The sequence below is a fragment of the Paenibacillus sp. P32E genome (genome assembly GCF_001909085.1).
GTDB classification, from domain to species: Bacteria; Bacillota; Bacilli; order Paenibacillales; family Paenibacillaceae; genus Paenibacillus_AQ; species Paenibacillus_AQ helianthi.
Map to the genome: position 1 here is coordinate 517,697 of NZ_LVYY01000001.1, position 16,635 is coordinate 534,331.

At 45.1% G+C, this 16,635-nt stretch carries 6 protein-coding genes; all 6 read left to right on the top strand.

Annotated elements, in window-relative coordinates:
• Window positions 1–10: 10 nt before the first annotated feature.
• From A3848_RS02020 to A3848_RS02045, 6 genes are read left to right on the top strand one after another with little or no spacing between them, the layout of a single operon-like run.
• A complete protein-coding gene (locus A3848_RS02020) occupies window positions 11–277 on the top strand; it encodes an acyl carrier protein (RefSeq protein WP_074083261.1) in 267 nt (88 codons plus the stop codon).
• Window positions 278–311: 34 nt separating this feature from the next.
• Complete coding sequence (locus tag A3848_RS02025) at window positions 312–1,565, top strand: 4Fe-4S cluster-binding domain-containing protein (RefSeq protein WP_143192196.1); 1,254 nt, start codon at window positions 312–314, stop codon at window positions 1,563–1,565.
• A 26-nt stretch (window positions 1,566–1,591) separates the two neighbouring features.
• Window positions 1,592–8,116 carry a non-ribosomal peptide synthetase gene (locus A3848_RS02030; RefSeq protein WP_074083262.1) on the top strand — a complete coding sequence of 2,175 codons (6,525 nt, stop codon included), beginning with the start codon at window positions 1,592–1,594 and terminating at the stop codon, window positions 8,114–8,116.
• Window positions 8,117–8,139: 23 nt separating this feature from the next.
• Complete coding sequence (locus A3848_RS02035) at window positions 8,140–9,312, top strand: pyridoxal phosphate-dependent aminotransferase (RefSeq protein WP_074083263.1); 1,173 nt, start codon at window positions 8,140–8,142, stop codon at window positions 9,310–9,312.
• 16 nt (window positions 9,313–9,328) lie between these two features.
• Window positions 9,329–12,619, top strand: coding sequence for a non-ribosomal peptide synthetase (locus tag A3848_RS02040; RefSeq protein WP_074083264.1), 3,291 nt, complete (start codon window positions 9,329–9,331; stop codon window positions 12,617–12,619).
• A gap of 28 nt (window positions 12,620–12,647) precedes the next feature.
• Window positions 12,648–16,616, top strand: a complete 3,969-nt coding sequence (locus A3848_RS02045; RefSeq protein ID WP_074083265.1) for a non-ribosomal peptide synthetase — start codon at window positions 12,648–12,650, stop codon at window positions 16,614–16,616.
• Window positions 16,617–16,635: the final 19 nt, after the last annotated feature.

Below are 16,635 nucleotides of genomic sequence, written 5' to 3' on the forward strand. Positions count from 1 at the left end.
AGGTTGCATTATGATGGATACAACAGCTGTTAAGCATACGGTACTACAAATCGCGCGTGAAATTTCCCAGGGCAAAGAACTGAACGACAGTATATGGGAGCAAAATTTGTTCGAGTTGGGTGTTACATCTATTCAATATTTGAAACTCATCGTCGCGGTAGAAGAGCATTACGACATTGAATTTAATGAAGATACATTCGATTTCAACGATTATCCAACATTGGAGTCGATCGCTAGCTTTATTCTACTGAAAGCCAGTCATGCATCACTCAATTAGTTCAATACAAATAATTCCGAGAGGATGATAGGTTGTGAAATTTGAATTGCTCGTTGGCAAAAAAGGCTTCGAGGAGTTTTCGGTCATTGTTGGGATGAGCGAAGCTGAAAAAGAAGAGAGACGCACACTGTTGGAACAATCTTATATGCCATTTAAAGTTACACTTTATTATGCCCAACTAATTGCTGAACAGACTGAGCCTTACCGCACTCAAATGATCAATATTGTGCTTCCTCCACCGGGCAGTAAGCCTTTTAAGGGTAGATTTGATCCGTATGGTAATCGGTCATATCGTCAGGATGATACTTCGTTTCTTCAGCATAAATATAAAAAGACGCTGCTTCTGCATATTGATGATTATTGTATCGCCAATTGCCAGTTCTGCTACAAAGTAAACGAAATTCGGCATGAAGAGCAAGAGCATAAAAAAATAAACGATAAACTGAATGCAGCACTTGAATATTTGGAGAAAAACCCATATGTCGATAATATCCTTCTGACTGGTGGCGACCCTGCTTCTTTCCGCAAGACAGCCGAGTTAACTGAACTCATTGGTTCGTTGCTTGCGGCACCGAATGTCCGTTTAGTTCGGTTTGCGACGAAGGGGTTAGCTTATTACCCAGAGAGATTCCTTGATGAGGAGTTATTGGAGTTTTTCAGACAAATCAGTCGTGTGGAAGGTAAGCAAGTTAGTGTCATATCACAATTCAATCATCCGGGTGAGTTCGGCCCACTGGCAATCAAAGCAACGCGGGCACTGCAAGAAGTCGGTGTGCAGGTTAGAGGACAGCCTGCAATCATTCGTGGAGTGAATGAATCGGTCAAAACTCTGATTGATTTGCAGCGCAAGTTTCTGGACAATCAAATCATTTCCTATTATATGACGGTATTTATGCCGGTTCGCGGCGTAGAGCAGTATGCATTGACCTTGGATGAAGCATTCCAAAACGTGGCAGAGTCTAAACGGAATCTTGGTGGATTAGAAAAGAAAGGTGTCCTGCTGACGTCCCACGATTTCGGCAAATTCGAGATTTGCGGATTCTATCCAAGTATTAAGCAACCGGAGAAGATCGTGTTGAAGTGGCATCAGGCGGTTGCTCCGCAGTACTTGCCTGAACGTCTGAAACAGCTTGTTCCGACCTTGCCGGAAGAAATTCTGCTGCTCGATTACAAACAAGGCGAAATGTATTGCCTTGACCATGTGCTTAAGTATAATGGGCTCCCTTACGTAAATGAGTCGGGAGAAGCGGTAGATGATGGAACAAATGAGTATCTTCTGTCGCTTTAATATAATAACCGATTGGGAGTGAATCTATGAAAAAGGCGGATGTAGCTGATATACTCCCGTTAAGTCCGACCCAAGAGAGCATGCTGTATCATTATCGCCTAGAGCCTGCTTCGACGAAATACCATGGACAGCATATTCTCTATCTTCGTGGGGAACTTGATCCCATCTGCTTTAACAAGGCAGTAGATATGGTCGTTGATACTAACGAAATGCTGCGTGCCGTGTTCCGTTGGGAGAATATTCAATCTCCGGTTCAGATTATTATGAAATACAAAGCTATGTGTATTCCGTATTATGATTGGTCGGCATGTCGGGAGGACAATCAGCGGGAACGATTGAACCAACTACTGAAGAAGGATCAAAAGGAACATTTTCAGCTGGAGTCTGGCGACACGATGCGAATTCGCACGATCAGGATGGGGCGAGATCAGTATGTTCTCGTGTGGTCGTTCCATCATATTATCATGGATGGATGGAGTTCCGGGGTGTTGTTAAACGAAATATTTACTAATTACGGCAGCCTGATAAAAGAACAACGAGTTGCACAGCGCCCGAAAATGAAATATAAGCAGTATCTGCGCCACCTAAAGGATACGAAGTCGAACACCCAAACAGCGTTCTATTGGAAGAGTTATCTTAAAGACTTTACCACACCGACAGAGCTTCCGTTTCATCGGCAGGAAGGATTCCCTCTAGGCCATCGCTCGCTGCGTATCTGTCTCGATGCAGAGTTGACGGAAGGCCTGGAACAATTGTCCAGAGATTATGAGGTGACACTGAGCACATTGTTGCAGGTAGGCTGGGCCGTGGTATTAGGCAGATATAGTGGAACGAAGGATGTACTGTTCGAGGTGGCGCATACGGGTAGAAGCATACCACTTGCCGGTATAGAAGAGATGGTGGGCTTATTCGTTTCTACCTGCCCTCAGCGAGTAAAATGGGATGCAACGAGTACGGTTGACAGTTTACTTGCTGTAATGAGCAGGGAGCAGCATGAAAGAGCCCCTTATCTTAACGTATCAGTTGCAGAGCTGAAGGGGTATTCGGGAATCGATGTACACAGCGTGCTTACATACAGCTTGTTTCTATTTCAGAATTATCCAATCAATAAGTCGCTGCGAAGTTTGAATCTTGGCATAGAAATCGAGGAAATACAATCGTTTGAGACGGCTAACTATGCGTTGGTAGTGGAAATAAAACATGATGATGGTTTGGAAATCCATTTCAACTACGATACCTCTTTATTACAGGAAGCAGTAGTGGAACGGATTGCAAAGCATTACAGCAATGTACTGAAAGGAATGATCTTTCAGCCGGATAGTCAGATCGTCAACACCCCTATATTTGATGTCGAGGAACAGTTGAGATTGCTTTCGGCCCCTATGGACGTTGTCAGTATTCCGGCTGACCAATGCGTTCATGAGTTGTTTGATCAAGTGGCGGATAAATTTCCAGATGCCACGGCACTGATAGACAGCGATAAGCAGATGTCGTATTCCCAGTTACAGCAAATAACGAACCAATTAGCACGGGCTATTTCATCGAAGGTCACAGGTAACCATCGGCCGGTCGCAGTATTATGCGGCCGCTCGACAGAAATGATTGTCACGCTACTAGGAATTTTAAAAAGTGGTTCATTCTATGTGCCGCTTGATCCGCTCATACCGACCGTAAGAATAAAGCAAATTATCGATCGGATTCAACCGGCGCTATTAATTACAGATAACTCGAACATGGAATTAGCTTGCGAATTGGAACTAGAGTTGCTTAATGTACAGGATTGTAGCAACTGGGAGGGACAATATGCATTAACAATCGAACAGACTGCCCTTGCGTCAACATCTCCTGCATATGCAATGTTCACCTCCGGATCTACGGGGAAGCCGAAAGGGGTTATAGTCAATCACTCCCAATTGATCAATTCGTTGTGGTGGCACAATGAATTTGTTGGCATCAATACCGAAACAAGAACATTACAAATCGCAACCTTAACGTTCGATGCTTCTGTTGTAGAAATTTTTTGTACGCTGCTAACAGGCGGAACACTTCATCTGCTTCAAGAAAACGATAATAAATCGCCGAAGAGGCTGATAGATCTGATTCAGCTTCATCAAATTAATTTCATTCTGGTAGTACCGACGATGTATCGCGCGCTGCTGGATTATGCGGAGCATGCACCGGAAGGGGCGCTCTCTTCTGTCAAGAGAGTGATTTGCACAGGTGAAATGATGACGGCTAGCTTGGCGAAGCATCATTATACCCTACTACCGCAATCGTCGCTGTATAACTTATACGGTCCTACAGAGAATAGTATTTCAGCTTCGGGATACCTTGTACCGGAGCAAGTGGTACATGATGGCCCTATACCGATAGGTAAGCCCAGTTATAACGTAAGCGTGTATATACTGGACGAGGACATGCAGCTGCTGCCGAAAGGCAGTACTGGAGAAATATATTTAGGTGGGATGGGGGTTACGGCAGGCTACATAGGAGATGAAGCCAGAACGGCAGCCTCCTATCTAGAGACTGTATACGGCCGTCTTTATCGTACGGGTGATTTAGCACGCTGGCTGGAGGACGGCAGCCTTCAGTACTTCGGGCGCAAAGACTTTCAAGTTAAAATACGCGGGAACCGCGTTGAAATTGAAGAGATAGAAGCTGTAGTAAGAAGTCATGCGGCTATTAAAGAAGCTGCCGTAGTAGCCGTGCGGGTTAGAGACGATCAAATGCTGGCTTTGTGCTATGTTGATGACTGCATGATCGACCGTGATGACCTGAGAAATTATATCTCGTCACAATTGCCGGAATATATGGTTCCATCATTGTATAAAAGGATGGATGCGCTACCGTATACGGCAAGCGGCAAACTGAATAAGTTAGCCCTGCAGCAGTTGGAGTATGTAGTCACGGAAACCGGTCGCACTGGATACTTCAATAATCAATTGGAGGTTGAATTATCGAGTATTTGGTGCAGGATTCTTAATGTGAAAAAGGTTGATATAGATGATCATTTTTATTCCATTGGTGGACATTCCCTGAAGGCTGCAGAACTTGCCACGCGAATACAGATTCAACTGTCGGTAGTTATTGCCCTGCAAGATGTTGCCCGATATCCGACTATTCGTCAAATGGCGGCTTATATTGCAGAACGAGGCGGACAACACCAAACGACACTAGCTCCAATACCGAAAGCTGAGCTTCAGCCGTATTATCGTGCTTCTTCCGCGCAGAAGAAAATATTTATACTGCGGCATCTAGAAGAAGAGAGTACTAGTTATAACATGTCCGGAATCTTGTCAATCACGGGCACTCTGAATCGTAGCAGAGCGTTCAATACTTTTCAACGAATTATTAACCGTCATGAAGTATTTCGTACTTCATTCTTTCTCCAGGATGGAGAAGTGTATCAACGCATTCTGAATGAGGTTGCGTTCGATATTGATAGCGAGGTTATGAATGGGAGGACGATTGAACAAGTCTTACAGGGTTATATTCGTCCGTTCGATCTGTCCCAGGCGCCTCTGCTGCGGGTAGCCCTTGTTGACACAGAAAATGAAGGACAGTATTTGCTGTTCGATTCTCATCATATTGTGTTGGACGGTACTTCACTTAACCTCCTGATGAATGAATTTATTCAGTTGTATCATGGGAGTATGCTGCCGGCAGCTAACTTGCAGTATAAGGATTACACATGCTGGTTCTGGGCTAAGGCTGATGGAGAAGGCTGGAACAATCAACGGTCGTTCTGGATAAATCAATTCAAGGATAAGCTGTCCGTCATGCATTTTCCTTCAGACTATACAAGGCCGCTAGTGAAGAAGTTTGAAGGTAGTCATCACCTCTTTACAATTGAGAGTGATTTATTCAATCGGCTAAATCATTTTGTAAGTGAAAGCGGCAGTACGGTGAATATAGTCTTATTGTCAGCTTATTATGTATTACTTCATAAATATACAACACAAGAGGATTTAGTCGTTGGTTCTCTGGTTAGTGGTAGAGACCATCCGGATCTGAACAATATAGTAGGAGTATTCGTAAATTTTTTACCGATCCGCTGTTATCCGAAAAGATCGGTCAAGTATGTTGATTTTCTCAAAGAAGTACAAGAGACGGTATGGCAAGCCTATGACAATCAGACCTTCCCGCTTGAAGAGATAGTTTCGCATTTCGGCAAAGCGATTCAACCGGGTAGAAATCCATTGTTTGATACGATGCTCATCTATCACAATCAGCGTGAGCAAGAACTTGAGAGTATGTCGGAAGAGTTACAGCTTAAACAAATTTCGTATGAGTCTAGTACATCTAAACTGGATTTCAAGATCGATGTTACACCTACACCGAGCTCATACCAGTGCGTTTTGGAGTATGACACGCAATTGTTCAGACAGGATACTATGAAGGTTTTCTCAGACAACTTCTTGCTGGTGCTCGACGCTCTGCTAACTGATCCCGGACAGCGGCTCGCTGACATATTGATCATGAAAGGAGCCTCGGGTCAAGCAGAACACCAGGAACCTCATGTGCGGCTGCACCATATCGGCGTTGCGGTAGCTGACATCGAAGCTTCACACCGTCAGTACGGCGAACTAGGGATTGGTATGGGGCCTGTTCTTCATGATCCTCTACAGAATGTATTGCTTTCGATTGGTAGGATTGAACCAGGCATACTCTTTGAGTTGGTTGCACCTGTCGATTCGGCGTCCCCTGTGTTCAGAATATTGAAAGAACGTGGATCCATTCCGTACCATCTTTGTTTCGCTGTTTCGGATATTGATCGTTTATTGCATAAACTGAATACACACGGTGCTCAATATGAAGCAGTTAGCGAGAAGAAAGCGGCTGTCTTGTTCGACAATGCTATGGTTATCTTCATTTATATGAAGGGGTTAGGTTTAGTAGAACTGGTTGAGACAGGAAGCACAATATCAGCAGAGATGAACGATACGGCAGGTCCCGTCCCGACGGTCCGTTTATTAACGGAATCGATCGAAAGTTCGGTGCACTGTTTACACCAGTTCGGCTATAAGTTAGCGGATCAATATGTATGTATGCAGACCCATCATTTCGTGGCTGTGCTGCATCAGGATGGGGGCTCAATCATAGAATTGACCGCACCCCGAAGCGGCGAATTAAAACAAATGCTTGCGCAGTATGGAAGCGGCATCACGGAAATCGTACATCCGGTTTCAGATATTGTCACATGCATCGACAGGTTTGCCACAGTTGGTATTGCTTATGACTTCGCAGACGTACAAGGTATCTACGTACGGCCTGCAATAGCCAATTATTTACTCTTGGCAGACGGGACAGATGAACACCAACGTCAGCAAGTGATAAACATTGAACAGGACAGCTTGTATTCAACAGAGAGGTCCTTCATTCAAACCCGATGGGTAATGCAGGAGCAAATGGAGGGAACTGCTGCGAACGTTGTTTTCGGTGTCGACTGTATTGAAGAGCTTGATGGTGTATTGCTTGAGAAATCGATTTATCATCTGCTGCGGTTCAATCCGCTGCTGTGGCCTTCAGATCGCATCGAAGAATACCATCTTAAGTTAGTAGATGTGCAGAAAATGAACGAGGAAGAGCGTAATGAATACTTGACTAAGCTGATGAAAGCTGAAATAAGCAGTACTTTAAACGTGGCGGAAGGCAAGATGGTCCGTTTCATGCTGGTTAGGATCGGTATAGGAAGACAGCGTATCATCGGATGTTTGCATGCTTCGGTTTGCGACGGGCACAGTATCAATTTTATTATCGAGCAAATGAAAGCTACTTACACTTCACTGTTGAACGATAGGGCCCCTGAAGTTGCTAATAATCATACTTACGCCTCTTTCGCATATAAGCAGCAGCGAATGGTGAAATATGGTTTATTGGAGCGAGAGCGTAAGAAATGGATTGAACGTACTAAGGCGTTCGAGTATCCATTTGGCGTTGGCGGCAAGGCTGGCGCCTCTGTAATGTATTCGCTGAGCGGAGATAGGTTTGCTATGTTTATGCAGTTCGTCGAGCATACGAAGCGCAGCGTCGAAAAGGTTCTCTTAACTTCGTACGTGCTTCTGCTTCAGCAGATGACGCAGGGTTCTGTTGTTTCCGCAGGAGTCGCTGTTAATGGAAGGCCAGAAGAAGGATACCAAGAGACAATTGGTAATTTCGTCAATTATGTACCATTTATTCTTGATACGCGTGGGGCAGCGTCTTTTGTTCAACTGCTCGATAGGACTAGCCAGGCCTTAGAAGAGGCGGCCGCACTAACTGCTTACCCTGCAACTTGCCTCGAAACTGATTCCATCTTGTCGTGGCCAACATTGTTTGTAGCACAAGCATTCCTTCCGGACCGGCAGTCGACTGTATGGAGCGGAACGTTGACCGACTATTGCGAACCAATGATGACAGGCTGCCCGTTAACTGTAAGCTGCTTCGTATATGGAGGCTCGATGCAATTCATATTCGGCTATGATCAGATCCGAGTAGAAAAGGATATGGTTGAATCGCTAGCCCGGCGATTCATGGTCATTGTAAATAAGCTTGCAGAAGTACCAAAATAATTGACTTGAGGGGAAATAAAAATATGTCAACGATCATTAGATCATCTATTAATTTCCATGACGAAAGATTTTTGATGTTTGTACTTGATCAAATGGCTAACGAATTGGAAAGTAAGGGTGGAAAAGCAATTCGGATGACACTGGGAAAGTCGGAACTCCCGCTACATCCGGATATCATCAGCTCCATGCAGGAGGCTCTTCAGACGTTTGAAAAGTATACGCTTGTTTATCCGGGTGGACTACCTGAGCTGAAAGAAAAATTAGCGGGTCATTATGAACGGAAGTACAATGTAACGATTAAACCAGACAACTTTATAATAAGCGTTGGAACCAGCTCTGTGTTCCGTAATCTGTTTTATTTGCTGTTGAAAGAAGGCGACGAGGTATTACTCCCTTTCCCGTATTATTCGCTGTATCACTTTAGTGCACTGCTAGTCGGAGCAAAAGTCCGGCATTACAAAATTAATCTGGATACTCTCGCGCTTGATGTCGAATCATTTGAGCAAAATTACACCGATAAGACGAAAGTTGTAGTTATTAACACGCCAGGTAACCCGCTGGGAAATATACTTACTCGGGATGAGCTAAATATGATCGACCGAATCGTTGATGGACGAGCTACAATTATTAACGATGAAATTTATGCCAACACATATTTCGACGATAAGTGTGAATCCGTTATGCAGCTGAAGAATACCAAATCTCAATTTGTGACAACGGATGCCTTCTCCAAAGGTTACCGTATGTACAGCAAACGTGTAGGGTATGCGATCGTGCCGGATGAACTTGTTCAGCCACTCACCGTCATTCAGCATCATACATTACTGACGGCAGACCCGATCGTTCAATTCGGTGCCATGGCGGCGCTTGATCATCAGCATGAGGTGGAACATCTGGTCAGCATCTATAAAATGCGCAGGGAGTATACGCTAGAAGCGTTCCGGGATGTTGAGGATGTAAGAACCTTGCCATCCCGAGGCGGATTTTATATCACAATCGATTGCCAGCGCTTTATGGGGCGACATAACATTGCAAATTCGCTAGAACTGGCGACGGAGCTGTTTCAAGCAACGCATGTTGCTACAGTCCCTGGATCAGATTTTGGTCTTCCAAGTATGCTGCGGTTATCTTACTCAACAGCTGACTATGAGGAAGGTATCGATCGGATGGTACAATTTTTTAAGTCGAAACGGTAGGAGACATGGATAAAGGATGGACGATAAGCTAGTATTTGATATCGGACTGAACGAATTCAACTTACAGTCCGATTATGAATCGAAACAATTAGAGAAATTCAATGATACTCGCACTGCATATCGGACCGAGGTTACGATTGCAGATTTATTCGTCGAGCAGGTTAAACTGAATCCGAATCGTATTGCGGTTATTGATGGTGAGCACACGGTGACGTATAAGGATCTGGAGGAGAAGTCCAATCAGATAGCCCGTCTTCTGCTACAAGCTGGTGGTGCTCCAAGGGACCTGGTAGCGGTTATGGCCGATAGAGGTGCCGAATTTGTAGCATCTACGCTGGCTATTTTCAAAAATGGCATGGGATATGTTCCGATAGACCCGCATTATCCGCGACAAAGAATTCAGCTTTTGCTAAAGGATAGCGGCTGTAAGATATTGATTACGCAAACCATTCATTTAGACAAATGGACTATCGATCTGCCGGATAGTATGGAGTCAATCCTATGTCTGGATCAGACTGATCAGACGATGTCGGTATTAAATCATTATTCGGAAGTTGATATTTTAAAGCAGCCGGTTGCGGAGTATGCATCAAGCGGTAAGGAATCTGATACGGCCTACGTCATCTATACATCCGGTTCAACCGGGCAGCCGAAAGGTGTAACGATTACACATAGACAAGTTTTGAATACAATTTTCTGGCTAAACGACAAGTTCCCTCTTGATGAATCAGACGTGATTGCACAGAAAACGTCGATATCGTTTACCGATTCGGTATGGGAACTATTTTGGCCCCTGATTGTAGGGGCGAAGCTCTCCATCTTGAAGGATGAGGAGGGGAAAAGTCCCGAGTCGTTATTCAAGTGGCTCCAAACCGAGAACATTACTATAACTCAATTCGTACCGGCGATGATGAGATTGTTCTTATCATACGTCGAGTTACACAACGAACTCAATCCACTTCCTCGGCTGCGATGGGTATTTAACGGCGGTGAGGCGATTTCGGCTGATTTAGTACAAGACTGGAACCGACTTTTCCAACGAGCGCGTATTGCGAATATTTATGGTATGACCGAATCAGCAATTTATGCTTCGGTTTATTTGTGCATGAATGCCCCATTAAGCAGGCGGAGCAACATTCCGATCGGTGCGCCGATTTCCAATACACACATTTACGTATTAGGCCAGTCGGGGGAGCTTTGCCCGCCAGGTATTAAGGGAGAGATTTGTATCGGTGGATCAGGAATTACGGATGGTTATTTGAACCGGCCTGATCTGACCCAAAAGGAATTCACTTCTCATCCTATAACCGGTGAGCGATTATATCGTACTGGCGATATCGGCTGTTTGGATAAAAACTTCATTCTCGAGTATTGGGGCCGTAAAGATGATCAAGTACAAGTCCGCGGCTATCGGGTGGAGCTCAAAGAAGTAGAGCGTGCCATATTGCAGCACCCGAATGTCCATCAAGCAGCAGTAATTGCTGCATCATCTGAGGGCGAAGTTACCGATCTAGTTTGCTATTATGTATGTCGTGAAAATCAAATTGTGACAGAAAGTATGCGTGCTTATTTAGAGGAAGTGCTGCCGGTTTATATGGTTCCAAGCTATTTTATTCAACTTCCGGAGATGCCATTAACCCCTCACGGTAAGATCGATCGCAAAGCGCTGCCGGACCCACGAGAAGTTTGTACAGCCGGGAGCCAATATGTTTCTCCCCGGAATGAGATGGAGAAACAGCTTGCAACCATTTGGGCAGAAGTGCTGCAGGTATCTTTACCTGGCATCGATGACAACTTTCTAGAGCATGGTGGACATTCATTAAAGGCTATTCAATTCGTATCGGTGTTAGGTCGGCAGTTAGGTGTTAAGTTGAGTGTCCAAGCGTTGTTGGAGCACCAAACGATCCGGGCCATTTCAGAACATATTGCTGTCATATCCGGAAGCGACAATGAAGTTGACATATTGCAGTCAGCTCCGGCGGAGTATTACCCAGTCACGCCGTTCCAAGAGCAAATCTACACATTAAGAGAAATTGAAGGAGATGAGCCGGGCTCCAATTCGCCAGGTGTGCTCCGATTAGAGGGACCTCTCGACAGACAAAAGCTTAATCATACGCTCGCAGAGCTTGTCAAACGGCATGAAGGGCTGAGGACTTCATTCCATAAGATCAAAGGTATAGTAAGTCAGCGAATTCATCGCGATGCTCCGCTGCGGATAGAGAGCGTCAAGCTGGAGGATCAGCAGATCGATGAGGTGATTCGTTCATTTATCCGTCCGTTTGATTTAAGCATTGCTCCGCTAATCCGGATTGGACTTATTGAGATGGAAGAAGGCGTTCATCTGCTTGTTGTTGATATGCATCATATTATTTCTGATGCTATATCAAAGACGATTCTGCTTAGGGATTTCACAGGCCTGTACGATGGTACACAGCTTCCGAATGATTTGATGCAACCGAAGGAGTACGCCGTATGGCTAAGACAGTATGAACGGTCGACCTCATGGAAACGGGAAGAAGACTATTGGTTCCAGGTCTATAAGCAGCATTCGCCGCTGCTGCAGCTGCCGACCGATCACGAACGAACGGGGAAGAGGACCTTCGCAGGCGCTGAGCTTCGAAGCGAAATGTCTCAAGGTTTGTCAGCGAGAGTGCGCCAATTTGGTCTTGATTATAAAAGTACTTTATACATGATGCTTCTGACCGCATATTCAATACTGCTCAGTAAATACGGTAATCAGGAAGAACTGGTCATCGGTTGCGATGTGGATAACCGTAATCGCTCTGAATTCTATGGATCGATTGGAGCCTTCACAAATTTACTTGCACTTTATATGAAGCCACACAAGCAGTTGGCCGTAACCGACTACCTATCTGAGATAAAAACGAATGTAAGTAAGTCCTTGGAACATGGATTATATCCGTTTAACCATCTGCTTCGCCACGTGAAGTATGATCGGCAGATCGCAAGAAGCCCGCTTGTAGAGTCGATGCTTACACTTCACCAGCTTGAGCAACCGACAAGGGGTAGCTCCAGCCTACAGATTACGAGTTATCCATACAAACGGCAGTATTCGATGCTTGATGTGGCACTGGAAGTCATTGATAAGGGGAATGGTCTGCTGCTTAGTTGGCAGTACAATACCGGCTTGTTCGATGAGCGTACGATTGCCAGAATGAATAATGATTTTATCGCAGTTATAGAGCAAATCATCGCCTTACCACAAATGGAGATCGGCAGTATTCAGTTAAATCATGGAGTAGCACTCGCCAATGGTGAATGGGATGCTGGAGAATTTGTCTTCTAGAAGGTTCTGAGGACAGGAGAGAAATCGAATGAACAATTTAGTATCGCGTAATATTTTACAAGCCAGCGGTAAACTAGGGGATGCCGGACAATTCTGGGGAAATAAACTTACCGGAACGTATCATCCGTTAGATTTTCCGACTCGCCGATCCGCTCAGACCCTATCTAATGAAGAGGCTGCAGAGATGACTCTGCAGTTTCCTTCTGTGGTCAGTGATCGAATGCTACAAATAAGTAACGGGTCTGACCAGCGGCTATTCACGGTTCTGATGGCCGGATTTGGATTTGTGCTGCACAAATATACCGGTCATGACGATATTTATATCGGCATACCTGTGATGAAGCAGGAAGCAGGGAAAGAGTACTTGAATTTGGTGCTCCCGATATGCCTGCGGATGTCAAATGCTTACACGCTGCGGACGCTGCTTTCTCATACTCAACAGCAATTGTCCGAAGCAATAAAGCATCAGAATTACGATGTACTGGCATTAATCGACCAGATCTATGGAGAGGGGCGCACGAAGTGCACCCGATTCTTCGAAGCAACCTGCCTATTCCAAAGTCTGCACGATCCCGCATATTTTCAATTCATTGAGAGTGAGCTGAGGTTTTCTTTCAGGAAAGACGGACAGTCACTTTATGTGGATATTAGATTTAATAACCAAAAGTACCAGATGGCGATGATCAAGCGATTTTGTAAGCATGTATTCGCCAGTTATACGCAAATGATGACCAATCCTGACATGTCGCTTTCTGAGATTGAATTAGTATCCAACGAAGAATTTCGTTCCCTTACAAATTTCAATGATAATGTAGTGCCGTTCCCTAGCGAACAACCCTATAGCCGCTTATTCGAACAACAAGCACACCGTAGCCCTGAATGTATTGCCGTTGCAGACCGAACGCGGACGCTGAACTATCGAGAGTTAAACGAACGGGCTAATCAACTGGCCCGATATTTACTGGACCAAGGATTTAAGCCTGGTGAGAAGCTCGGCCTCTATATGAACCGTAGTACGGACACGCTTACAGCAATTATTGCAATCTTCAAGGTGCGCGGAGCTTATGTTCCGATCGATCCGGGTTTTCCGCTACAGCGCATTGATTACATTGTGAAGAAAAGTGAAATATCAGGTGTTATTTCCAACGCATTTGACGAAGATAACAAGCTTCTATTATGCGAGGCCTTAGATTCACTTCAGTATAAATTTTGTTTTGGGATAGATGATCTTAAGCTTCAGAATTATTCTGTGGCTAATCTTGAATTGGCGGGCTGCGGAGCAGATTTAGCATATATAATTTTCACTTCCGGTACGACAGGGCAGCCGAAGGGGGCGATGGTGCACCACCGCGGGATGATAAACCATATATTCTCGAAGATCGATGCACTTCATCTTCATCCCCATGATATCGTCGCCCAAACGGCTTCACTATGTTTCGATATATCAGTATGGCAGTATTTAGCGGTGTTGTTGGTAGGTGGATCTGTACGGATTATTGACATCGATATCGTCATGGATGTGGAATCGTTGTTGCGCACGTTGCTGGAAAGTGGAACGACGATTGTGGAGGCGGTTCCATCTCTGCTAAGAGAGTTATTGAACTATGTGGATACCAGGGCGCAGGAAAGCCGGGCGCTGCCGGCGCTGCGGTGGATGATGGTAACGGGAGAGGCCTTGCCCGTTACGCTTGTCAATCGGTGGTTCAACCATTATCAGATCCCGCTCATTAATGCATACGGACCGACTGAAGTGTCCGACGATATTACGCATCACTTTATCTATCAGCCGGCTGAGGCTAATACAAGCGCCATTCCAATCGGCCGACCTATTCAGAATACGGCTATCTACGTTCTTGATTCCGCGTTGAAAATGTGCCCTATAGGAGTCAAAGGAGAAATATGTGTTGCCGGCCCAGGCGTGGGATATGGATATTATGGCGACAAGGAACGTACAAGCAAATCATTTGTCCCGAATCCTTATGATAAGCTGCATGACGACTTGCATTATAAAGTCATGTATCGGACCGGAGATCTAGGGGGAGTGAATGAAGAAGGGTACCTCGAATACTTCGGGCGGTTGGATGATCAAATAAAAATTCGTGGTTATCGGATCGAATTAGGAGAGATAGAGTGTGCATTGGAAAGCTATCCTTCTATCCGCGAAGCTGTGGTTGCCGTCTTCCAGCACGATAATGGAGAGCAGTACCTATGCTGTTATTTGAAATCGGATCAGGAACTGAGCCGGAACGAAATTCGTCAATATTTATTAGATCAGCTGCCTGAATACATGGTCCCTAGCTATATGGTCCAACTCACAACGTTTCCGCTTAATACGAATGGTAAGCTGGATCGATTTGCATTGCCCACACCACAGCGTAAGGATATTGCGGTTGGCGCCAAGTCCGTGACACCATTGACGCGTACGGAATGGGCATTAACGGAAATATGGGGCAAAGTATTGGGTTTGCAACCGGACCAGATAGGCAATAAGGACCATTTCTTCAGCCTTGGGGGGCACTCCTTAAAGCTAAACCAACTTCAGTTGGAGATCGCCCATCGGTTCGGAGTTGACGTTACGGTTGGGGAGTTGTTTCATAATCCGACTATTGAAGCGCTGGGACGGCTTGTTGAACAGGGAGAGCACGGAAGAGTGGTATTGGAGAAGGCTCCGAACCATACCTATTATCCGGTTGTGCCGGCACAGGAGAAAATGTTCGTGCGCCAACAGTTGAATCCCGAGGATACAAGCTTTCATATTAGCGGTGTACGTATCATTAACGGAGCTTTAGACTGCGACAGGCTTCAGAGTGCTTTTCAGAAGCTGATTGAACGGCATGAGGCATTCCGAACTTCGTTTGCGTTTAAAGAAGACAAGGTCGTTCAACGAATTGCCCCCTCTGCTACGTTTGAGATCGAACGGTTATATGCCGATGAGCATCAATTGGACGATGCGATTCAAGAATTCATTCGGCCTTTTGATCTTGCTCAATGTCCGTTATTAAGGGTTGGTTTAATCGAGCTATCGAAGGAACGCCATGTGTTACTGATCGATATACACCATATCGTTGCGGACGGATTGTCCATGAATATATTGATTGGGGATCTAGCCAGGCTGTATCAAGGTGAAAATCTGCCTGCCCTTTCTGTGCAGCACAAAGATTATTGCGTATGGCAAAATCAGCAATTGCAATCATATGCATTTCAGGAGCAACTCACATATTGGTCGGAACTTTTCCGTTCTCCTGCTCCCGAGCTTGCTATTCCTTGTGATTATCAGTGCACCGAGAAATTGGCGTACCGTGCGGCAACGGTCGATTTCACACTCGATCCCGAGCGGTCACGTAGGCTTGAGGAGCTTGTTGCCGGGCAGAGTACGACACTGTTCGTCGCACTGCTATCCGTTTACTATTTGCTGCTGCATAAGTATAGCGGAAATTCAGATATCGTGATAGGCGCACCTGTTTCTGTTCGCAAATTCAGTGAGCTTCAGCATGTGATCGGGATGTTTATTAATACACTTCCGATTCGTAATCACGTACCGGAAAACAAGGCTTTCAACTTTTACTTGGCGGATGTGGGAAAGCAGGTTATCTCTGCACTTGAAATGGTTGATTTACCAGTTGAGCAGTTGCCGTCTGAACAACCAGCCAGCAACTCGGGTATGTTCAATGCCATGTTTGTATTTCACGATGATAGAAGCCCAGAAGCGGCCGTAGAAATTGGCGGGATGCATTGTAGCAGCTATCTGCTTCAGGCTCAGAAGACTAAAGTAGACTGGCATTTAGAGTCTTATCTTTCTGATGGTTGTCTGAAGTTCAGATTGGATTATAACAGCGACCGATACAAACGAGAAACCACTGTGCAAATGACAGAGGATTATTTGGCGTTAATAATACAAGTGCTAAACGATCGGTATGCAAAGTTAAGCGAATTGCATCTAAATCGTGACATTGTATTCTTACAGAGATCTTCATTGGATTGGGAGTTCGACGTATAGACCGTTGTTGCACATACAA